This is a genomic window from Thermoactinomyces vulgaris, assembly GCF_005886755.1.
Classification (GTDB): domain Bacteria; phylum Bacillota; class Bacilli; order Thermoactinomycetales; family Thermoactinomycetaceae; genus Thermoactinomyces; species Thermoactinomyces vulgaris.
In genome coordinates, this window is the sequence record NZ_CP039710.1 from 1179205 (window position 1) to 1199140 (window position 19936).

Here is a 19936-nt window from a genome sequence, read left to right on the forward strand (position 1 = left end):
GGGAAGTTATGGATGGTGATGCTTGATGAGAAGACCGAATCGTTTCTTAAAAAGGGAATGCAAAAAGAAACAGAAGTTGGAAGAACATAATGAGCAACAATTAAATAAAGCAGTAAAAGAGGAAACACCCGTCTATCCGGATTTGGACCAAAACTTGGAATTTATCAAAAATGTTCTGGGTGATTCTTCAGATTTGGTGATTCGCGAATTCACGATTGACCAACCCCGGAAGAAAGCGGCCGTGATCTTTTTTGATGAGTTAATCAATAAAGAGTTGATCCAAAATTTTTTAATCCGGCCACTGATCAAGCTGGAAAAAACCGGGGCAGAGTTGTCGGATCCGTGGAAAGCGGTTGTCAACGAAGTGGAGGCCGGAGAGACGGAAGAAGTCGATCAGATGAGAAAAGTCTTGGAAGGTGTGTTGGGAGGGGACACCGTTTTATTGGTGGATGGTTCCGAAAAAGGGTTGATTGTCGGCTCGAAAGGTTGGGCCACCCGGGGTGTCGATGAACCACGGGCGGAACAAGTGGTGCGAGGGCCCCGTGAAGGATTGAGTGAAACCCTGAATTTCAGTTTGTCCATGATCCGCCATCGTCTGCGGGATCCATCCTTGCGTGTGAAGTATATCCCGGTGGGAAAAAGGACAAAGACGACGGTTGCCGTCTTGTATATTGAAGAGATCAGCGAAAAATACATCGTGCAAGAAGTGGAAGAGCGGATCAAACGCATCAAAATCGACGGGATTTTGGAAGCTGGTTATATTGAAGAGATGATTCAGGATCAAATGTGGACGCCGTTTCCGCTGTTACAAAACACGGAAAGGCCGGACACGGTCGTCTCGCATTTGTTGGAAGGGAAAGTGGCCGTGCTGGTGGACGGAGCCCCCCAAGCGCTGATTGCCCCGGCGGTATTCAGCCAGTTTTACAACAGTCCGGAGGATTATTACGAACGTTATTTGATATCGACGTTCCTGAGGCTTATCCGTTTGCTCAGTTTGTTTATCGCATTATTGTTGCCGGCGCTTTACATTGCTTTCATTTCGTTTCATCCCGAAATGATCCCTTCCGACCTGATGCTTGCGATGGCTGCGGGGCGGGCCACCGTGCCGTTTTCGGCGATTGTGGAGGCATTGATCATGGAAATCAGTGTGGAAATTTTGCGGGAAGCAAGCATTCGCCTCCCGGGACCAATCGGGCCGACCATCGGGATTGTCGGGGCGCTGGTCATTGGAAACGCGGCGGTGACCGCCGGATTGGTTTCCCCCGCCTTTGTGATTGTGGTCGGTTTGACGACAATCAGTTCGTACGCCAATCCCAATTACAACGCAGCCATTTCGATCCGTCTGCTTCGCTTTCCGTTCATGATCGTCGCAGCGATGTTCGGGTTATTTGGCATCATGATCGGATTGATGCTTTTGCTTTTGCATCTGGTCCAGCTCCGGTCTTTTGGCGTTCCGTACATGTCTCCGTTTGCCCCCTTGAATTTGCGGGATCTCAGAGACTCCCTGATCCGCATCCCGTGGCCGTGGATGAAAAAACGACCGACCATCTATCAGCCACATAATAAAATCCGCTTGAAAGAGGGAGGGACCAAAGATGGATCGTAAAACCGCATCCAAACAAGTCATCACTTCCTATCAGGCTTTCACGCTTCTTTATTCAACCATTTTTGGAGCCGGTGTCTTGAGTTTGCCAAGGTCGGTCGGGGAATCGGCCGGAAACGATATGATTTGGGTGATCCTTTTGTCCGGGGTGGTCGTGGCGATCCTAGTGTATTTGATAACCAGACTTTGTCAGCGGTTTCCCGGAATGACACTGGTGCAGTTTGCCCCTTACATTTTGGGATCCCGAAAAAGAAAGTGGGTCGGATATGTCATCAGTTTTCCCTTTTTGTTGATGGTGGCACTTTTTTTTGTCATGGGGACGGCGTCAGTCGTGCGCATTTTTGGGGAAACCGTCGTGACGACCATGTTGCCGCGCACCCCCGTGGAAGCCGTGATGCTTATTTTCCTTTTGGCGGCGGCTATTGGTGCGGGAAGTGATCTCGGAGTGATTGCCAAATTGAACGAGTTTTTGTTCCCGATCACGTTGATCCCTTTTTTGTCCATGATATATGCCTTGTTTCAAAGCGGGGAAATCACCAACATTCTGCCACTCTTTCAACTGGATCCGATGGTCTTGCCGAAAGCGTTGATGGGAGGCGCTTTTGCTTTTGCCGGATTTCAAGTGGTGATGATTTTTTCCGGGTTTTATCAACAACCGGAGAAAATGAAAAAAGCAAATATGATTTCCATCCTCGCCATCACCATTTCGTATTGGTACTTGTGTGCCATTTCCTTAAGTGTTTTTGGAATTGACGAGGTGAATAATTTGATGTTCCCCGTCTTGGAAGTGGCCAAAGTGGTCAAGATGGAAGACATTTTATTTGAGCGGATCGAATCCGCCATTTTATCAATTTGGCTGGTTGCGGGTTATACATCGGTGGTCAATTTGTTTTCGGCTTTGGTTCAAATCATCATCGAGTATTTTCGCCTCTCCGAACGGTACCGCCGCTGGATTGCTTTTCTCGCCGTCCCGGTTTTTTTGTACTTGGCATTGATTCCGGAGAATACACAGGAAGTGGGGATTTATGCCGATCGGATCGGGCTTTATGATGCCGTCATTTCCGTCATCATTCCGGTGGTTTTGTTGTTGGTTGCCGTGATTCGCAAAAAGAAAGGAGAAGTTCGCGATGAAATTTAATCTTCTCCAAAGAAAAAGATGGGTGATCATTCTTTCAGTATTCTCACTGCTGTTGACCAGCGGATGTTGGGATGCGATCGAAATTGAAAAACGGGCCGTTGTGGTGGCATTGGCGGTGGATCAAAGCCCGTTGGGGCATAAAGTGTCAATCCAAATCCCGAACCCCCGCAAAACCGTCGGCGGCGGTGGCGGTGAAGACGATGGGGGTGGAGGCGGAGGAGCCGGAGCTGTCGAATTATTTTCGGAGGAAGGACGCACCCTCCAGGAAGCATTCATGCAAATCGAGAATGAAACCAATTTCCCTTTGTTTACGGGACACACTCAAATTTTGTTGATCGGTGAGGAGTTGGCGAAAAACGGGACCAGGGATTTGATTGAAGGATTGAGGCGAAATCAACAAATCCGGCGCCATTTGTGGCCGGTGATCATTCAAGGCGAGGCGAAGAATGCCTTGGACGTTCAGGTTCGTCTCGAAGAAATTCCCATTGATTATTTGCGGGAATCGATCGAAACCGGAATCAAAAATGGGCGTTTTCCGTCGATGGTTTTGGGGGAGTTTTTTGAGGAATTGTCCAATCCGGCCAAACGGGCACCGATCTTGAATGTTTTCCGCGTCTCCGATAACCGCTATGTTTGGAACGGAATCGGCATTTTTAAAGATGACCGCCTGCTCGGGGTTTTGAAACCGCCTTTGGTCAATGCATTGCTAAATGTCCGGGAACACAAACCCGGATGGCCGGTGATGATCGATTGCCCCCAACAACAGAAAGGGCAAATTGTGTTTTACCCCAAATCATCCTCCAGCAAAATTCACATTTCGGACAAGGAACCGGCGATCGATGTGAACGTGAGCGTGGAAGGAGAAATTACCGTCAAAGAGTGTACTTCGTATAAGCTGGATCAACCGCAAAAATACCAGATGCTCAGTAATATGGTTCAACATGAATATGATAAATCTGCGAAAAAGCTGATTGATCTGGCCCAAAAAGAGTACAATACAGATATCTTTGCCTTCGGCAAATTTGTGAATGCATACTACCCGAAACTGTATCACCGGTTGAACTGGGAAAAAGACTTTTCCAAAATACCGATCCGCATCCATTATGACGTGGACTTGCGAAGAGCCGGGTTGGAGTCGAAGTGACACAGGGGGGAGGAGAAGCCGCAATATCTGTCAGAAAGGACACAAAAATCTTCACGAGCTGTCCCTTTTCTTTCATTAGGACTATGATATAATAAGAAAAGTTTTGAACAGGCGTTCCCTGTTCAAGATGGATGGCTAGTTAGGAATTGGTGAGATCATTTATGAAACCTTTTGCATACGATTTGACTTATGAAATGTGGATGGAATGGATGAAAGAAAGGAATCAACCGGCATTCCGGGCCAAACAGGTGATGGATTGGCTTTATGTGAAACGCGTTGATTCATTCCGGGAGATGACGAATCTTCCCAAAACGTTGAGGGAAACCTTGGAGGAGCATTTTCATCTGGCACCGCTTCAAATCATCACCCGCCAGGTTTCCAAAGACGGTACGGTGAAATTCTTGTTTGGTTTGCATGACCAACATGCCATTGAGACCGTGGTCATGCGGCACAATTACGGAATCAGCGTTTGTGTGACAACCCAAGTGGGTTGCCGGTTGGGATGTACGTTTTGTGCATCCACACTGGGCGGATTGAAACGGAACCTTTCCAGTGGTGAAATTGTCGCGCAAGTGATGATGGCTCAAAAATATTTGGACCAAACGAATGAAAGAGTAAAATCGGTTGTTGTCATGGGTTCCGGTGAGCCTTTTGAAAACTACGATGCCACCATGCGTTTTGTTCGCACGATCAATGATTCGCATGGTTTAAATATCGGGCAAAGACATATTACCGTTTCCACCAGTGGAGTGGTGCCAAATATTTATCGGTTTGCCGATGAAAATTGGCAAGTGGGTTTGGCCATTTCTCTGCATGCGCCCAATCAGGAATTGCGCAAGAAATTGATGCCCATCAGCCGGAAGTACCCGCTCGCTGAACTTTTGGAAGCGTGTTGGTACTACATCAATGAGACCGGACGCCGACTCACTTTTGAATACGCCTTGATCGGCGGGAAAAACGACCAGGATGAACATGCCCACGAACTGGGGCAACTGCTTCAAGGGAAAAATTGTCTGGTCAATTTGATTCCGGTTAACTACGTTCCGGAACGCAATTACACCCGGACGCCGCGGGAACAAATTTTTGAGTTTAAACGGATTTTGGACTCATATCATATCAATACAACCATCCGCAGAGAACAAGGACATGACATTGATGCGGCATGCGGACAATTGCGGGCCAAACACAACCAGTCAAAATGAAGAATTTTTCGGGCGGCATGCAATCGATTCCCGAGGAAAACGCGAAGGTTGAGAAACGTCATTTCCTCTTTATTGCATTTCAACCAAGGGAAACTGAAAGGGAAAGGGGTAACCGGAATGGAGCTAGCTCGGCGCACAGACATCGGACGTGTGCGTGATCTGAACGAAGACAGCACAGGTCTGATTGTGACCAAATCCGGGGCTGTGATTGCCATTGTTGCGGATGGAATGGGCGGGCATCAAGCTGGAGACGTAGCCAGCAGCAAAACCGTGGAAACCATTGAACAGGTGGTCTCAGCCCAACCCTTGGATATATCTACGGATGAAAAAAGTGACTTACTTCTTCATGCAGTAGGAAAAGCGAACGAAACCGTATATAATATGGCAGCTGAGAATAACCAATATAAAGGGATGGGTACAACGGTGATCGCATCCATTGTGGACACCAAAGAAGTTGTCTTGGCCCATGTTGGGGACAGCCGGGCATATATGCTGCATAATGGCGGGCTCTATCAATTGACCGAAGATCATTCCTATGTCAATCTTTTGAAAAAACATGGGCAAATCACCGAAGAAGAAGCGGCGAATCATCCGCAACGCAATATGATCGTCCGGGCAGTCGGAACCAGTGAAGAAGTGGAAGTGGATTTGATCAATACACCGTGGAATCAGGGAGACACGTTGCTCCTTTGCTCAGACGGACTGACTACAATGGTTAGCGAGAGGGAAATCGGGCTTGTCTTATCTTCCAGAACCATGTCCTTGGATGAGAAAGCGGATCAGTTAATAAAAATGGCGTTGGACGCCGGCGGAACAGATAATATTTCCCTTATCTTACTAAGGCATACAGGAAGGTCAGCGACATCTTAATCGGGTGCAAGGAGGAACGAGGTGACCATGCAGATGGAAGGGAAGAAGCTGGGGGGACGTTATGAAATCGTCAGCCGCGTCGGCGGCGGAGGGATGGCCGTTGTATACAAAGCAAAAGATGTGCTTTTAAACAGATATGTCGCCATCAAGGTTCTGAGTGAATCCCTCAGTAATGATTCGGAATTTATACGTCGATTCAGCCGGGAAGCCCAGGCTGCTGCAAGTTTGTCTCACCCCAATATTGTCAATGTTTATGATGTGGGGCGCGATCACTTTACGCATTACATCGTGATGGAATTGGTGGAAGGTCCGACCTTGAAGCAGTACATTCAGGAGCGCGGTCCACTGCCCGTTCAGGAAGCGGCAACGATTGCCGTTCAGATTTGTGACGGATTGGCCCATGCCCATGAGAATCAGATTGTGCACCGGGACATCAAGCCCCACAATATTTTGCTCGGTCCCAACGGGCGCGCCAAAGTGACAGACTTCGGAATTGCCCGTGCCGCCAGCTCGTCCACGATCACCCAACAAGGATCGGTGATGGGGTCGGTTCATTACTTTTCACCGGAACAAGCCCGGGGCGGGGTGATTGGCGAAAAATCGGACTTATATTCGTTGGGAATCGTATTGTATGAAATGTTGACCGGAAGAATTCCGTTTGACGGGGATTCAGCCATCAGCATTGCATTGAAACATTTACAGGAAACACCTGAAGACCCCCGGAAATATAACTCGAATATTCCGGATAATGTTGCGGAAATCGTCATGCGGGCCTTGAGCAAAAATCCGGAAGACCGGTTCGAATCAGCCCGTGACATGATGAAAAGCATCCAGTATGCGGTCCAATTGACGCCTCATATGGAAGCCAATTGGGTGAATCACCAACGGAATCAAGGACAGGAAATGTTCCAGACGATTCCGTTGAATGAAGAATCGTCGAACAATGACGAACAATATGAGTCGCCGGTACAGCGTCCGGAGATTCGCTCCGGCAAAAAAGAACCGTCCCCGCAAAAGGGCCAAACGCAAGGGCTCGGGGAGCGCACGCTGACCAATCTGGAGCGGCTGAAGAATGTTTCCGGTGACAAAGAAAAAACGGTCCTGCAACGGACGGTTGTCTGGCTCGAAAATGTGCAAGCCAAGTTGCCCTGGTGGCAAAAGCTGTTATTTGGCCTCTTTACCATTGCAGTCATCGTCATGTTGAGCATCTGGGGCTTTACCACCGTTTGGGGACTGTTTACCGGGGATGGAAGTGATTCGGCCGGTAAACATCAGGAGCAATTGGTGGCCGATGATTTTGAAACATTGGATGAATTGAATGCTTTTATTAAAGAGCACGGTCTGCCAGAGGCTCAGGTTTCTTACGTATCCGGAGATTTAAATAAAATTGTGGAGCAAGAACCAAAAGCCGGAGATAAGATTGATTCTTCGACAGTGTTTAAGGTGAAAGTGGGCGCTGGCGATGTGACGGTTCCAAATTTTTTAGGTAAGTATGAATCGGCACTTCGTCAGTATAAAAATGCCAGTGATTTTAACTTTGAGCTTTGGAGATGCCCTGATTCCGGCGGGAAACCGGCTGATCATGCACAAGTGTATGATCAGGATCCCAAACCGGGCACGCCGATCGAAAAAGGGGCCACTGTGAAAGCATTCACTTATATCAAGACAATGCCTGAATGCAGAAAAATTGATTCTTGGTAAATGATGATGGAAAAAGGAGGTCTCCGATGCCCTTTGGACAAATCGTAAAAGCAATCAGCGGGTTTTACTACGTGCGCACGGATGAAGGGAAAGTGATTCAATGCCGGGCGCGTGGCGTTTTTAAATTTGAAAAGAAAAAGCTGACTCCGCTGGTTGGCGATTTGGTGGAAATCGAACAAACGGGGTTGGACGAAGGCGTGGTGACCTCCGTTCAACCCCGTTCTTCTGAATTAGTCCGTCCGCCGATCGCCAATGTGGATCAAGCGATTGTGGTGGGTTCCCTCAAACGTCCCCGTTTTCAGCCCATGCCGCTGGACCGTTTCCTGGTTCACGGGGAACGCGAAGGGTTGAAGATGGTTATTGTTTTGACTAAAAAAGACTTGGTGAAAAATGAACAAGAAATTGAAAAAATCCGGTCGGTATATGAACCGGCAGGTTATCCCGTTATTGAGACGAGCATCAAAACCGGAGAAGGAATTGATGAACTGAAACAACACCTCAAAGGAAAAGTCTCCGTTTTCGCCGGTCAATCCGGTGTCGGAAAGAGTTCTCTGTTAAATGAATTGCTGCCCGGGCAAAAGCTTGAAACCGGGAAGGTGAGTGACAAAATCGGGCGTGGGCGCCATACTACCCGGCAAGTGGAGCTGCTTTCTTTGCCGGAAGGAGGTCAAGTGGCGGATACGCCCGGTTTTAGCCAACTCCATTTCAAAGGCATGGAACCGGCTGAGCTGGGGGATTGTTTTCCCGAGATCCGCCAGCGCGCTCCGGAATGCCGGTTTCGAGGTTGCCTGCACATTAATGAACCGGATTGTGCGGTCAAAGAAGCGCTCCGTCAGGGACAGATGGACGAAAAGCGGTATCAGCACTATACACAGTTTTTGACAGAGATTAAAGAGGCATTGGAAAGGAGATATACCTGATGATTAAGATTGCCCCCTCGATATTGTCCGCGGACTTTGCCAATTTGAAAAAGGAGATTCAGGAAGTGGAAAAAGGCGGAGCCGACTGGATCCATGTGGATGTGATGGATGGGCATTTTGTGCCGAATATCACGATGGGGCCACTGGTTGTCGAAGCGATCCGCCCCCATACCGGTTTGCCCTTGGATGTCCATTTAATGATCGAAGAGCCGGACCGGTATATTGACGATTTTGTCAAAGCCGGGGCCGATTTGATCTCCGTTCATCAAGAGGCCTGCCGGCATTTGCACCGGACGGTTTCTTATGTGAAAGAACGGGGAGTGAAGGCCGGCGTGGTGATTAATCCGGCAACGCCCGTGCAAATGCTGGAACCGGTTTTGCCGGAGGTGGATCTGGTTTTATTGATGACGGTGAATCCGGGGTTCGGCGGACAACGGTTTATTCAAAATGTGTTGCCGAAAATCCGGGAGGTCCGGAAAATGTTGGACGAGCAGGGCCGGATGCATGTGGATATCGAAGTGGATGGCGGCATTCAGCCGGAAACGGCCCGCTTGGCGGTGGAGTACGGAGCCAATGTGTTGGTGGCAGGTTCGGCAATCTTCGGACAGAAGAAGCGGGCAGAGGCGATCAAAGCCATCCGGCAGGCGGCTGAAAAATAAACAAAAAGGTGGAGAAAATGGCGGGCAAAAAACTGGTCACAATGATTGAAATCGCAATGATGGCTGCAATTGCCATAGTACTTCATAAGTTGATGATTCCGTTTCATTTATGGCCCAACGGTGGTTCGGTGACCTTTTCCATGGTTCCGATTGCGGCAGTGGCTTTTCGCCGCGGGGCCAAAGCGGGGGTCATTTGCGGAGGAATCACCGGGTTGTTGTTATGGATGTTGGGAGGCACTGTGATTCATCCGGCTCAGGCCGTTCTGGACTACCCGCTTGCTTTCGGGGCCTTGGGGGTTGCCGGATGGGTCCGGATGGGTGAAGCAGCGAAAAGGCCATTGCTCTTCCTTTCTTTGGGACTTCTCTTGTCCGGCGGATTGCGGCTGACGGCCCATTTCCTGTCCGGGGTTATTTTTTTCAAAGCATTCACTCCCGCCGGCCAATCCGTCTATCTGTATTCGCTGGTGTATAACCTGTCGTACATTTTGCCGGAAGTGATCCTGACCTTCCTCATCATGGCGGGAATTTGCCGGTCGGCGCCGCAACTGATCAGAAGACAGGGATAGATGGTGAAGAGATTGGAAAAAAACAGGGTGGTTGTGATTGCCGGCGGTGATTTTACCCGTTTTGAGGCGGGACTCATTCGTCCGGAAACGGATCTGATTATTACGGCGGATGCAGGGGCCATGAGCCTGGAAGCACACGGATTGGTTCCGGATATTGCCGTGGGGGATTTTGACACCACGGGCATTGGCTATATCGAAACGTTGAAGCAAAAGGGAGTGCGGGTTATTCCGCTTCCCGCCGAAAAAGAAGTGACCGATTTACATTTTGCTCTCCTTTGCGCCATCCGGCAAAAACCGAACGAAATTTTGATCCTGGGAGCGCTGGGCGGAGACCGGGCGGACCATATGCTGGCCAACATCGGATTGTTGGAATGGTTAAAGGAAGAGGGCAAAAATGCAACCATGCTTCATCCTGCGAACCGGTTGCGGTTGCTTTCGGGACCGGGAAAGATGAGGATAGACAGCAAAGATTTTCAATATGTTTCGTTGCTTCCGGTTTCCCGGAAAGTGACCGGGATTGAGACGGACGGATTGAAATATCCGCTCAAAAAGGAAACGTTGTACCGGGGACGAACCCGGGGGATCAGCAATGAGTTGGTGAAAGTGCCGGCTTTCGTTTCGGTTGAAAAAGGGATTTGTTTGGTGGTCGAAAGCCGGGAATAAACAAAACCTGCGGTGTGCCGCAGGTTTTTCTTGTTTCGGGAAGAAAAATTCAGGCTCGTCTTTCAGGATTTTTCCGGAGGTTCTAGGTACACATTCTCATCTATAGAATATAAATAAGTTGAAAAATAGGGTATTCTTCCTTTTGTCGATCCTGGTGAATTGTTGAAATGAGGGGTGATCCTGGTGAAATTTTACACGTTTAAATTGCCGAAGTTTTTGGGCGGGATGGTAAAAGTTATCCTGGCCGCTTTTAAAAAAGATCCGCAATAAAAAAAGAAACCACAAAAAAAGCACCTCTTCACGGTGCTTTTTTCCTGGCATTATACACGGGTAACCTTGCCGGATTTCAATGCGCGGGTGCTTACGTACACGCGCTTTGGTTTTCCGTCTACAAGAATGCGGACTTTTTGGACATTGGCGCCCCATTTTCTCCGCGTTTTGCGGTGAGAATGGCTTACTTTATTTCCAGCATGCCCTTGTTTTCCGGTTACAAAACAACGACGAGCCATGTCGACACCTCCTGTTTCTCACTCGTTCCAACCGATGAAACGTTACCAACCGGTAACTTTATGGACTAAACACCTGGTCATTTTAGCATACCTCCCCGCTGCTTGCAAGGAGTTGACAGGTTCAGTATGATGAATATTATTGCTCTTTTATTCGTTATGTTAATATTGTACAATTGACCTAGCTGGAATAAGTACCTCATTTGGGAGGAATCAAAATGAGCGTTGAAATAGCCACACAACTTGGACAGATTGAAGTGACCAATGATGTGATTGCCACGGTTGCCGGGATCGCGGCAATGGATTGTTACGGATTGGTCGGCATGGCATCACGCAGTCAATTGAAAGACGGGATTACGGAATTATTGCGAAAAGAGAACTTGAGTAAGGGAATCGAAGTCCGTGAAGAAAACGGCGAGATTGTGATCGATCTGTACATCATTGTCGGCTACGGCACCAAAATTTCGGAAGTGGCGAGTAATGTGCAGTCAAAAGTGAAATACACGCTCAGTGAAATTATTGGAGTCAAAGCCAATAAAGTGAACATCTTTGTACAAGGTGTTCGACTGGTGAATGAAGAGTAAGGAGGAGCATTGTGACAAAGCAACAAATCCATACATCACAGTTTTTACAGATGATGCGGGCGGGTGCCAGGGCACTCAACAAAAACGCAGAAAAAGTGAATGCATTAAACGTCTTCCCCGTGCCTGACGGTGATACGGGAACCAACATGAGTTTAACCATCAGTTCCGGTGTCAAAGAGATGGAAAAAGCTTCTGCAACCGCCGGGACCGTTGGGGAATTGGCGCAAGCGCTCGCAAAAGGTTTGTTAATGGGAGCACGAGGAAACTCCGGCGTGATTCTTTCTCAGCTATTTCGTGGTTTTTCCAAAGCAGTGGCGGATAAGGAGTTTATTTCGTCTCACCAGCTGGCCGATGCGTTTCAGCGAGGGGTCGATACGGCTTACAAAGCAGTGATCAAGCCGGTGGAAGGAACCATTCTGACCGTGGCGCGCGAAGCGGCAGAGGCTGGAAAGAAACAGGCGCTTGCGGCCGATGATCCGTCCGTTGTGATGAATACCGTTTTAACCGAAGCAAAAAAAGCGTTATCAAAGACCCCGGAGTTCTTGCCCGTGTTAAGGCAAGCCGGGGTGGTGGATGCCGGTGGACAAGGCTTGGTCTATATTTATGAGGGAATGCTTGCCGCCTTGAGAGGGGAAGAGGACGATGCTTCCGAAGTCCTCCCGGATGATCTGTCGTCCATATCGGATCTGGCTCATGAGTCGGCGCAGTCCAAATTGGATCCGGCTGACATTCAGTTCGGATATTGCACCGAATTTATGGTGAACCTGATGACGGACCGCCGGGAAACCGAAGTCTTTGAGGAGGCGGAATTCCGACGGGCATTGGAGCAATTTGGGGATTCCATCTTGGTCGTCTCCGATGACGAGCTGGTGAAAGTCCACATTCACGCCGAATATCCCGGAGACGTGCTGAACTTTGCAATGAAATTCGGCGACCTGAAAAAAATCAAAATTGAAAATATGCGCGAGCAATATGACGATGTGGTCAACAAAACACCGGCACCGAAGGCCAAAGCGGAAGAAAAGCCGGCTGAAAAGACTCCATATGGCATTGTGGCCGTCGCGTCCGGGAAAGGAATTGCGGACATTTTCCGTTCGATGGGCGCGGATGTGGTGATTGAAGGCGGCCAAACAATGAATCCGAGCACGGAGGATTTGGTTCGTGCCGTGGAACAACTCCATGCAGAGCATGTGATTATCCTCCCGAATAATAAAAATATTATTTTAACCGCAGAACAAGTGGGAGAAGTGGTGGGCCAGCCGGTGCATGTTTTGCCGACACGCACGATTCCGCAGGGGATGGCAGCGTTGTTGTCTTTTGATGCAACCGTTTCGCCTGAAGAAAACAAGGAGAATATGACGGAAGCTTTCCAAGAAGTGAAATCGGGCGAAATCACCGTGGCTGTACGTGATTCCCAAGTGGATGGGTATCAGATTGAGCAAGGAAATTATCTTGGCATCCTGGAAGGCAAAATCGAAGTCGTCGACAAGGACTTAAAGCAAACGTCCTTGGCTTTGCTGGCTGACATGATTGAAGAGGACACGGACATTGTGACGATCTTCTATGGAGAAGCGTTGGAAGAAGCTGAGGCACAAGACCTGGTGCAAACCTTGGAAGATCAATATCCCGATGTGGAAATCGAATTGTATGACGGCGGTCAGCCGGTTTATTACTACTTGTTTGCGGTTGAGTAAGGGGAGGATCAAATGGGGAACGTTAAAATCATTACAGACAGTACGGCAGATATTCCCAAGTCACTTGCAAAAGAATTGGACATCACGGTCATCCCGATCAATGTGCATTTGGATGGGGAATCTTATCAGGACGGAATCAACATCACTCCGGATGAGTTTTATCTGAAAATGAGCCGGACGGATCAATTGCCAACCACTTCACAACCTTCTCCGCTGGATATTGTCAGCGCGTTTAAACGAGCCGTTTTTGACGGGGCCAAAGAAATCATATCTTTTCATATTTCATCGAGAATGAGCGGGACTTATCAATCTGCTTTGCTGGCAAAATCAATGGTGGAGGAAGAATATCCCGATGTCAAAATTGAAGTGGTTGACACCAAAACCGTCACCTACTGTTTGGGGGTGATTGTCGTTCTGGTGGCGCGTGCCGCCAAAGAAGGCAAGCCGTTTTCGGAACTGTTGTCCATGGCGATGAAGATCCGGCAGGAACAAAAATTGCTTGCTTTGGTCGATACCCTGGAATATTTGCATAAAGGCGGCCGGATCGGAAAAGCGGCTGCCTTTGTCGGTACCTTGTTAAACATCAAGCCCATCATTACTGTCAATGATGACGGGGAAGTGGAAGCTGTTGATAAGGCGCGGGGAAATAAAAAGGCGGTCCAAAAAGTGTTTGACGGTTTGAAAAAGAAAGCGTCGGGCCGTCCGGTTGCCTTGGCGGTGATCCATGCAGCCAAAAGAGAGCAAGCGGAACAATGGATGGCACGGGCTCAGGAACTGTTTGACATCCGGGAACAACATGTAGTGGATATCGGGCCTGCCGTGGGGACACATGCCGGGCCCGGAACCATCGGCTGCATCATTGTGCCCCTGGACCGGCTGTGAGCCGGGAAAGCAGTCTGAAGAGGTGGAGTTTATGAAATATCGGACGGTTTTTGATATTATCGGCCCGGTGATGATCGGGCCGTCCAGTTCCCATACGGCAGGTGCAGCCCGTATCGGCAGAGCGGCACGGACCATTTTCGGACGAAAACCGAGCCGGGCAGAGATTACATTGTACGGCTCCTTCGCCAAAACTTACCGCGGCCACGGGACGGATGTCGCTTTGGCAGGCGGATTGCTCGATTTTGACACTTTTGACAAGCGGATGGTGCATGCGCTTCAAATCGCCGAACAAGAAGGCATAACAATCCGCTTTCATGAATCCGATGAAATCACGGACCATCCCAACACGGCCCGGATCCGGCTGGAGGACGAAGCGGGAAGTCTGGAAATCGTTGGGGTATCCATCGGTGGCGGAAAAATGGAAATTGTGGAATTAAATGGTTTTGAACTTCGTCTGTCAGGGAACGGGCCGGTTTTGTTCGTATTGCATCAAGACAAATACGGAGCGGTCGCGCGTGTTGCCGGTGTCCTTGCCGAGCATCAAATTAACATTGCATTTATGCAGGTGTCGCGCAAGGAAAAAGGTTTGCAGGCACTGATGTCCATCGAGACGGATCAACCGGTGGACGAAAAGGTGCAAGCGGAAATTCGCGACTTGGAGGATATCCATGCTGTAACGGTTTTATAGTTTCACCACCGCCGTTTCTTCACAGATGACGGCGGTTTTCTGTGAAAAGGGGGTTTCGTTGATGAGATTTCGTACCGTGAGGGAATTGACAGAAGTGGCTCAAACCCTGAAAATCCCGATCTCCGAAGTGATGATCCGGCATGAGGAGGAAGTGATGAATCGTCCGCGGGCAGAGATCGTGGAGGAAATGGGAAAAAATCTGGATGTGATGACAGAAGCGATCGAACGGGGATTGACGGAAGAAATTCGGTCTCACAGCGGCATTACCGGTGGCGATGCGAAAAAAATCCGGGAATACCGGAAAAAAGGCGTGTTTTTATCCGGCACCACGGTTTTGGATGCGGTTTCAAAGGCCACGGCCGTGTCCGAAGTGAATGCCGCCATGGGAACGATTGTCGCAACCCCAACTGCCGGAGCTTGCGGGATTTTACCCGGAGCCATTCATGCAGCGGCTGACAAATTGCAATCGGACCGGGAAACGATGGTTCGCGCTTTATTTACAGCCGGGGCCATCGGATTTTGCATTGCCAATAATGCATGTATTTCCGGAGCCGCCGGGGGATGTCAGGCTGAAGTGGGTTCAGCGACCGCCATGGCCGCCGCCGCTGTGGTGGAGATGGCCGGAGGAACCCCTTCGATGTCGGCAGAAGCGGTTGCCATTGCGTTAAAAAACATGTTGGGGCTGGTTTGCGATCCGGTTGCCGGTTTGGTGGAAGCGCCCTGTGTGAAACGAAATGCCATGGGGGCTTCCATTGCGCTGGTTGCGGCAGATATGGCGATGGCCGGAGTGAAGAGTGTGATTCCTGCCGACGAAGTGATTGATGCCATGTACAAAATCGGCCAATCCATGCCGGCCGCCTTGAAGGAAACGGCTCTGGGAGGGCTTGCGGACACTCCGACGGGAAGGGCATTGGAACAGCGGGTTTTCGGGAATTCCGGAAAATGAAGAAACTGAAAGAGATTTCCGTGGAAGTTCTTCCCGGAGTGGGGAAACAGAAAAAAGAAGCCCTTGCCGAGTTGGGGATCCATTCGATCGCTGATTTATTGTCCTATTTCCCATATCGTTATGAAGACTATCGACTGAGCGACTTGTCTGAAGCCCGGCATGAAGAGCGGGTCACGGTGGAAGGGCAAGTTTACGGGCAACCAAGTGTTCGTTGGTACGGAAAGAAAAAATCAAGAATGACGCTGAAACTCCTGGTTCGAGGCATTCCCGTCCAAGTGGTTTGGTTTAACCAGGCGTTTTTAAAAGATAAACTGCAAGCCGGCAAAACGATTGTCGTCTCCGGAAAATGGGACCGGAACCGGATGCAACTGACAGCGGATCGCACGTGGATCAGTCCGTCGGAAATCGAAAAATATGCCGGCCGGTTTGAACCGGTTTACTCCGTCAGCGGAAAAGTCAAGGTGAACTGGCTCCGCAAATTGATTCATTCAGCCTTTCAAGCGTACGGACAGGAGATCGGGGAGATTTTGCCGCATGCATTAAGGAACAAGTACCGGTTGATTCCGCGGGCCACCGCCATGTATTATCTGCATTTTCCCAAAGGAAAAGAAGAAGGGAGACAGGCGCGGAGGCGCATGGTTTACGAAGAGCTGTTTCTGTACGAATTAAAAATCATGTGGTTGCGCCGGATCCACCGGACGAAGGGAAAAGGGCTGGCGCATGCGTTTCCGGATGAAAAAGTGGAGCAATTCATCGCCGGACTTTCCTTTCCCTTGACCGGAGCCCAACAAAGGGTGACACGCGAAATTCTCAATGATCTCCGCGAACCGGTTCAGATGAACCGCCTGCTGCAGGGGGATGTTGGTTCCGGAAAAACGGTTGTGGCCGCCATCGCGTTATATGCCAATTATTTGAGCGGGTATCAGGGGGCAATCATGGTGCCCACCGAAATTTTGGCGGAGCAACACGCTTCTTCGTTGCAGGGGTTATTGTCTCCTTGGGGGTTAAATGTGATTACGCTGACGGGAAGCATGACGGCGCGGGAAAAAAGAGAGGCGCAAGGCCAAATCAAGATGGGGCTTGCGGATGTGGTCGTGGGGACCCACGCTTTGATTCAGGAAGTGGTGGAATTCCGGAAATTGGGCTTGGTTATTACCGATGAGCAACACCGTTTCGGGGTGAAACAGCGGGCGATGTTCAGGGAAAAAGGGGAAGTGCCGGATGTGTTGCACATGACGGCAACGCCCATTCCGCGGACGCTGTCCATTACAGTGTTTGGCGAAATGGATGTTTCCACGATCGATGAGATGCCAAAGGGAAGACAACCGGTCGATACGTATTGGGTAAAAAAAGAATTGTGGCCGCGCATCGTGAATTTTATCCGGAAAGAATGCCAAAACGGGCGGCAAGCCTATGTGATTTGCCCGCTGATCGAAGAATCGGAAAAACTGGACCTGGAAAATGCGCAAGAAGTGTTTGAACAGCTTGTGACCGAGTTGGCGCCCCTTCGGGTCGGATTGTTGCACGGGCGCATGTCGCCAGCGGAAAAAGAAGAAGTGATGCGTTCGTTTGCCGAAAATGATGTGCAGGTTCTTGTATCCACCACCGTGGTGGAAGTCGGAGTCAATGTTCCCAATGCTACCGTCATGGTGATTTATGATGCCGACCGGTTCGGGCTGGCTCAGTTGCATCAGTTGCGCGGCCGTGTGGGCCGGGGAGGGGGGGCTTCCACCTGTATTCTGGTGGCCAACCCCAAATCGGAAACCGGCAATGAGCGGATGCGGATTATGACCGAAACCACGGATGGATTTGAGATTTCCCGACGCGATTTGATGCTGAGGGGGCCCGGCGATTTTTTGGGGGTGAAGCAAAGCGGGCTTCCTGATTTTAAAGTGGCGGATCTAAACCAGGATTTGACCGTTTTGGAATACGCCCGCGCCGATGCGGCGGAATATGTCAGCCGCGATGATTTTGCGACCTCGGAAGAAACCAAACCTTTATATGAATATCTGTGTGCACAAAACCTGACGGAAGTCAATTTTGACTGAAACAGGTCTGAAACCGGTCATGGATGGCCGGTTTGTTTTTTTATCACAAACTTTTTCTTGCCGAAGACATAAGATATATTGTTCGAAACCGATCCGCCGACGGGTAAAGGTGGTGGATATCACGGCAGGAGGAGTGTTTTATGAATCAGCGTGACGCTTTTTATGTGGAGCTGGCAGAGGAGATCAACCGGACAGTCGGCAGAAATGCCGTTTCTCCCCAAAAAATTAAATCCTTGATCAAACAGGCCAAACAAATTCGCAGATCTTACGGCAAGATGGGGCTTTGGGCTTTTGCCCGGGAATTGCCCTGGCAGATCTTCACCCCCCGGGAAATCGACCGTTTGCAACGTTCGCCGCGTTGGCATGAATTATCCAACCGTTTTGTGGATGCGATGGTGATGGAAGGGGTCATTACTCCGGTTGAAGCCAACATGATCCGCCGTTATTTGTAAAAAAGCATGGGCCTTTCAATCAGACGGATGCCGGGGTGTTGTCATATCGTATAGAGAAATCCGAGTGGAAAGGAGGAGAAGGATGGGAAAAAGAAATCGGGCAAAGAAAAAAGCGATTCGCAAGGCGAAGGCCCCTTCCGACAAAGTTGACAATCTGAAGGTCGAAGAAAATTGGGATGATCCCAAGCCGGAAGAAGCAGCCCCGGTGGCTGTCAACGAATGGGAAGAGGACTGGTTGTTCGGGGATTTGTTTTTGCAACCGGAAGCAGATGAGCCGGCAGAACGCAAAGACTTCGAAGAAGAAAGATAGGATCGTTTCCATGCAAAAAAAAATGGCTCGCCTCAATAGCGAGCCCCATGTTTCTTACGCATCCATGCGTAAGTCTTCAATGGGAGAGGAGAAACCGGAGGAAGAGCTTATTGGGGAAACGTAAGTCTTCTCCGCGGTTGACAGCATCGCAGCAGATGCTGTCATCATTTATGATTTCCATTTTTCGGGCGTTCATACCTCTTCTTTGAATGTTTTTTACAGATTTTCTTTTGCCGGTTCTTTATGGTAGGATAAGAAACGTAATGCATTCATAATCCATTCATAAAGTCAGGTGTAAAATGATATGCGAATCATTGCTGGAAAAGCCAAAGGAACCCGTTTGAAAATGGTTCCCGGCAAGCATGTTCGCCCGACGGCAGATCGTGTCAAAGAATCCTTGTTTCAAGTGATCGGTCCTTTTTTTGATGGCGGCATGGCCCTGGATTTGTTTGCGGGCACCGGCGCATTGGGGCTGGAAGCTTTGAGCAGGGGATTGGATAAAGCCGTTTTCATCGATTCTTCGCGGACAAGCTGTGATGTGATCCGGATGAATGCCGGTGCTTCCAAATTAAGCGATTCCGTTGAGGTTTACCGGAATGACGTCCAACGGGCGTTGCCGCTTTTAAAAAAACGCCGTTTACAATTCGATTATATTTTCTTGGATCCTCCTTATAAAAAAAATTTACTGGCTCCCACGATTGAAAAGATTTCCAAGCACGGGTTGTTAAAAGGGGATGGCTTGATTGTTGCCGAACATGAGGCGGAATGCGTTCCCCCGGAAGAGATAGGGGCTTTCCGACGTTATCGCTTGCTAAATTACCGGGATACATCGATTTCTTTATACGAATGGGGTGAGCCGAGTGAAAGTGGCAGTATATCCGGGAAGTTTTGACCCGATTACGTATGGCCATTTGGATATCATTGAGCGCGGAAAAAAAGTGTTTGACAAGATCATCGTGGCTGTCCTGATTAATTCTTCGAAAGATCCATTATTTTCAGTAGAAGAAAGAACGGAAATGATCCGGGAGGCGACCCGGCATCTTTCCAATGTCGAAGTGGACAGCTTTAACGGCCTGTTGGTCGATTACTTGAAAAAAAGAAATCCCCATGCCATCTTACGCGGCCTTCGGGCGATTTCCGATTTTGAGTATGAATTGCAGATTGCCTCCATCAACCGAAAATTAAACGACAAGGTTGAAACCTTTTTTCTGATGACAAGCAACGAACATTCCTTTATCAGCTCGTCGATGGTCAAAGAAGTGGCCCGATACGGGGCGGATGTCAAAGATTTGGTTCCCGGGACCGTGGAAAAAGCGCTCAGAAAAAAATTCAGTGAAAAATTTGCCCGCTGAAACCAGGA

At 49.3% G+C, this 19936-nt stretch carries 22 protein-coding genes; 21 read left to right on the top strand and 1 reads right to left on the bottom strand.

The genetic code is table 11. The features are described 5' to 3' along the window. The first annotated feature begins 25 nt into the window (after nucleotides 1-25). From FA954_RS06125 to spoVM, 11 genes are all read left to right on the top strand, one after another. Entirely contained in the window at nucleotides 26-1606 is a 1581-nt protein-coding gene (locus tag FA954_RS06125; protein WP_049720274.1) for a spore germination protein, read from the top strand. Then, nucleotides 1596-2741, top strand: a complete 1146-nt coding sequence (locus FA954_RS06130; RefSeq protein WP_037994891.1) for a GerAB/ArcD/ProY family transporter — start codon at nucleotides 1596-1598, stop codon at nucleotides 2739-2741. Before FA954_RS06125 ends, FA954_RS06130 begins: the two co-directional genes overlap by 11 nt. Next, the gene (locus FA954_RS06135) at nucleotides 2731-3885 is read left to right on the top strand and encodes a Ger(x)C family spore germination protein (protein ID WP_037994889.1); all 1155 of its coding nucleotides are present in this window, start codon (nucleotides 2731-2733) and stop codon (nucleotides 3883-3885) included. Before FA954_RS06130 ends, FA954_RS06135 begins: the two co-directional genes overlap by 11 nt. Nucleotides 3886-4046: 161 nt before the next feature. Continuing rightward, nucleotides 4047-5087 carry a dual-specificity RNA methyltransferase RlmN gene (gene rlmN / locus FA954_RS06140; RefSeq protein WP_037994886.1) on the top strand — a complete coding sequence of 347 codons (1041 nt, stop codon included), beginning with the start codon at nucleotides 4047-4049 and terminating at the stop codon, nucleotides 5085-5087. Nucleotides 5088-5204: 117 nt separating this feature from the next. Then, nucleotides 5205-5957, top strand: coding sequence for a Stp1/IreP family PP2C-type Ser/Thr phosphatase (locus FA954_RS06145; protein WP_037995113.1), 753 nt, complete (start codon nucleotides 5205-5207; stop codon nucleotides 5955-5957). Nucleotides 5958-5990: 33 nt separating this feature from the next. Continuing rightward, nucleotides 5991-7658: a Stk1 family PASTA domain-containing Ser/Thr kinase gene (gene pknB, locus FA954_RS06150; RefSeq protein ID WP_082240658.1), complete on the top strand. Its 1668-nt coding sequence runs from the start codon at nucleotides 5991-5993 to the stop codon at nucleotides 7656-7658. A gap of 26 nt (nucleotides 7659-7684) precedes the next feature. Then, nucleotides 7685-8578 carry a ribosome small subunit-dependent GTPase A gene (rsgA, locus tag FA954_RS06155; protein ID WP_037994884.1) on the top strand — a complete coding sequence of 298 codons (894 nt, stop codon included), beginning with the start codon at nucleotides 7685-7687 and terminating at the stop codon, nucleotides 8576-8578. Beyond that, entirely contained in the window at nucleotides 8578-9237 is a 660-nt protein-coding gene (rpe, locus tag FA954_RS06160; RefSeq protein ID WP_037994881.1) for a ribulose-phosphate 3-epimerase, read from the top strand. The genes rsgA and rpe overlap by 1 nt, the downstream gene beginning before the upstream one ends. 17 nt (nucleotides 9238-9254) lie before the next feature. Further along, nucleotides 9255-9803: an energy-coupled thiamine transporter ThiT gene (gene thiT / locus FA954_RS06165; protein WP_037994880.1), complete on the top strand. Its 549-nt coding sequence runs from the start codon at nucleotides 9255-9257 to the stop codon at nucleotides 9801-9803. Continuing rightward, nucleotides 9804-10466 carry a thiamine diphosphokinase gene (locus FA954_RS06170; protein WP_037994878.1) on the top strand — a complete coding sequence of 221 codons (663 nt, stop codon included), beginning with the start codon at nucleotides 9804-9806 and terminating at the stop codon, nucleotides 10464-10466. A gap of 183 nt (nucleotides 10467-10649) precedes the next feature. Further along, nucleotides 10650-10736 carry a stage V sporulation protein SpoVM gene (gene spoVM, locus FA954_RS06175; protein ID WP_037994876.1) on the top strand — a complete coding sequence of 29 codons (87 nt, stop codon included), beginning with the start codon at nucleotides 10650-10652 and terminating at the stop codon, nucleotides 10734-10736. Between the two features lie 50 nt (nucleotides 10737-10786). Here the strand turns inward: spoVM and rpmB are convergent, their stop codons facing one another. After that, entirely contained in the window at nucleotides 10787-10975 is a 189-nt protein-coding gene (gene rpmB, locus FA954_RS06180; RefSeq protein WP_037994875.1) for a 50S ribosomal protein L28, read from the bottom strand. Nucleotides 10976-11190: 215 nt separating this feature from the next. Between rpmB and FA954_RS06185 the strand changes: the two genes are divergently transcribed. From FA954_RS06185 to coaD, 10 genes are all read left to right on the top strand, one after another. After that, nucleotides 11191-11556, top strand: a complete 366-nt coding sequence (locus tag FA954_RS06185; RefSeq protein WP_037994873.1) for an Asp23/Gls24 family envelope stress response protein — start codon at nucleotides 11191-11193, stop codon at nucleotides 11554-11556. Nucleotides 11557-11567: 11 nt separating this feature from the next. Next, on the top strand, nucleotides 11568-13250 hold the full coding sequence (locus tag FA954_RS06190) for a DAK2 domain-containing protein (protein WP_037994871.1): 1683 nt from the start codon (nucleotides 11568-11570) through the stop codon (nucleotides 13248-13250). 12 nt (nucleotides 13251-13262) lie between these two features. Next, a complete protein-coding gene (locus FA954_RS06195; RefSeq protein ID WP_037994869.1) occupies nucleotides 13263-14132 on the top strand; it encodes a DegV family protein in 870 nt (289 codons plus the stop codon). A 31-nt stretch (nucleotides 14133-14163) separates the two neighbouring features. Further along, nucleotides 14164-14820, top strand: a complete 657-nt coding sequence (sdaAB, locus tag FA954_RS06200; RefSeq protein ID WP_037994867.1) for an L-serine ammonia-lyase, iron-sulfur-dependent subunit beta — start codon at nucleotides 14164-14166, stop codon at nucleotides 14818-14820. Between the two features lie 61 nt (nucleotides 14821-14881). Then, on the top strand, nucleotides 14882-15766 hold the full coding sequence (gene sdaAA, locus FA954_RS06205) for an L-serine ammonia-lyase, iron-sulfur-dependent, subunit alpha (RefSeq protein WP_037994864.1): 885 nt from the start codon (nucleotides 14882-14884) through the stop codon (nucleotides 15764-15766). Next, a complete protein-coding gene (recG, locus tag FA954_RS06210) occupies nucleotides 15763-17814 on the top strand; it encodes an ATP-dependent DNA helicase RecG (RefSeq protein ID WP_037994861.1) in 2052 nt (683 codons plus the stop codon). The genes sdaAA and recG overlap by 4 nt, the downstream gene beginning before the upstream one ends. 140 nt (nucleotides 17815-17954) lie before the next feature. Beyond that, nucleotides 17955-18266, top strand: a complete 312-nt coding sequence (locus tag FA954_RS06215) for a hypothetical protein (RefSeq protein ID WP_049720268.1) — start codon at nucleotides 17955-17957, stop codon at nucleotides 18264-18266. A gap of 82 nt (nucleotides 18267-18348) precedes the next feature. Continuing rightward, on the top strand, nucleotides 18349-18576 hold the full coding sequence (locus FA954_RS06220; protein ID WP_037994859.1) for a hypothetical protein: 228 nt from the start codon (nucleotides 18349-18351) through the stop codon (nucleotides 18574-18576). 304 nt (nucleotides 18577-18880) lie between these two features. Further along, nucleotides 18881-19468 (top strand): 16S rRNA (guanine(966)-N(2))-methyltransferase RsmD, encoded by a 588-nt coding sequence (gene rsmD / locus FA954_RS06225; protein ID WP_037994856.1) that lies wholly within the window; start codon nucleotides 18881-18883, stop codon nucleotides 19466-19468. After that, nucleotides 19437-19928 (top strand): pantetheine-phosphate adenylyltransferase, encoded by a 492-nt coding sequence (coaD, locus tag FA954_RS06230; RefSeq protein ID WP_037994855.1) that lies wholly within the window; start codon nucleotides 19437-19439, stop codon nucleotides 19926-19928. Before rsmD ends, coaD begins: the two co-directional genes overlap by 32 nt. Nucleotides 19929-19936: the final 8 nt, after the last annotated feature.

Bases quoted from the DNA above. Each gene is read 5' to 3' on its own strand.
- FA954_RS06125 (WP_049720274.1), top strand. From the start codon at position 26: ATGAGAAGACCGAATCGTTTCTTAAAAAGGGAATGCAAAAAGAAACAG.
- FA954_RS06130 (WP_037994891.1), top strand. From the start codon at position 1,596: ATGGATCGTAAAACCGCATCCAAACAAGTCATCACTTCCTATCAGGCT.
- FA954_RS06135 (WP_037994889.1), top strand. From the start codon at position 2,731: ATGAAATTTAATCTTCTCCAAAGAAAAAGATGGGTGATCATTCTTTCA.
- rlmN (WP_037994886.1), top strand. From the start codon at position 4,047: ATGAAACCTTTTGCATACGATTTGACTTATGAAATGTGGATGGAATGG.
- FA954_RS06145 (WP_037995113.1), top strand. From the start codon at position 5,205: ATGGAGCTAGCTCGGCGCACAGACATCGGACGTGTGCGTGATCTGAAC.
- pknB (WP_082240658.1), top strand. From the start codon at position 5,991: ATGGAAGGGAAGAAGCTGGGGGGACGTTATGAAATCGTCAGCCGCGTC.
- rsgA (WP_037994884.1), top strand. From the start codon at position 7,685: ATGCCCTTTGGACAAATCGTAAAAGCAATCAGCGGGTTTTACTACGTG.
- rpe (WP_037994881.1), top strand. From the start codon at position 8,578: ATGATTAAGATTGCCCCCTCGATATTGTCCGCGGACTTTGCCAATTTG.
- thiT (WP_037994880.1), top strand. From the start codon at position 9,255: ATGGCGGGCAAAAAACTGGTCACAATGATTGAAATCGCAATGATGGCT.
- FA954_RS06170 (WP_037994878.1), top strand. From the start codon at position 9,804: ATGGTGAAGAGATTGGAAAAAAACAGGGTGGTTGTGATTGCCGGCGGT.
- rpmB (WP_037994875.1), bottom strand. From the start codon at position 10,975: ATGGCTCGTCGTTGTTTTGTAACCGGAAAACAAGGGCATGCTGGAAAT.
- FA954_RS06185 (WP_037994873.1), top strand. From the start codon at position 11,191: ATGAGCGTTGAAATAGCCACACAACTTGGACAGATTGAAGTGACCAAT.
- FA954_RS06195 (WP_037994869.1), top strand. From the start codon at position 13,263: ATGGGGAACGTTAAAATCATTACAGACAGTACGGCAGATATTCCCAAG.
- sdaAB (WP_037994867.1), top strand. From the start codon at position 14,164: ATGAAATATCGGACGGTTTTTGATATTATCGGCCCGGTGATGATCGGG.
- sdaAA (WP_037994864.1), top strand. From the start codon at position 14,882: ATGAGATTTCGTACCGTGAGGGAATTGACAGAAGTGGCTCAAACCCTG.
- recG (WP_037994861.1), top strand. From the start codon at position 15,763: ATGAAGAAACTGAAAGAGATTTCCGTGGAAGTTCTTCCCGGAGTGGGG.
- FA954_RS06215 (WP_049720268.1), top strand. From the start codon at position 17,955: ATGAATCAGCGTGACGCTTTTTATGTGGAGCTGGCAGAGGAGATCAAC.
- FA954_RS06220 (WP_037994859.1), top strand. From the start codon at position 18,349: ATGGGAAAAAGAAATCGGGCAAAGAAAAAAGCGATTCGCAAGGCGAAG.
- rsmD (WP_037994856.1), top strand. From the start codon at position 18,881: ATGCGAATCATTGCTGGAAAAGCCAAAGGAACCCGTTTGAAAATGGTT.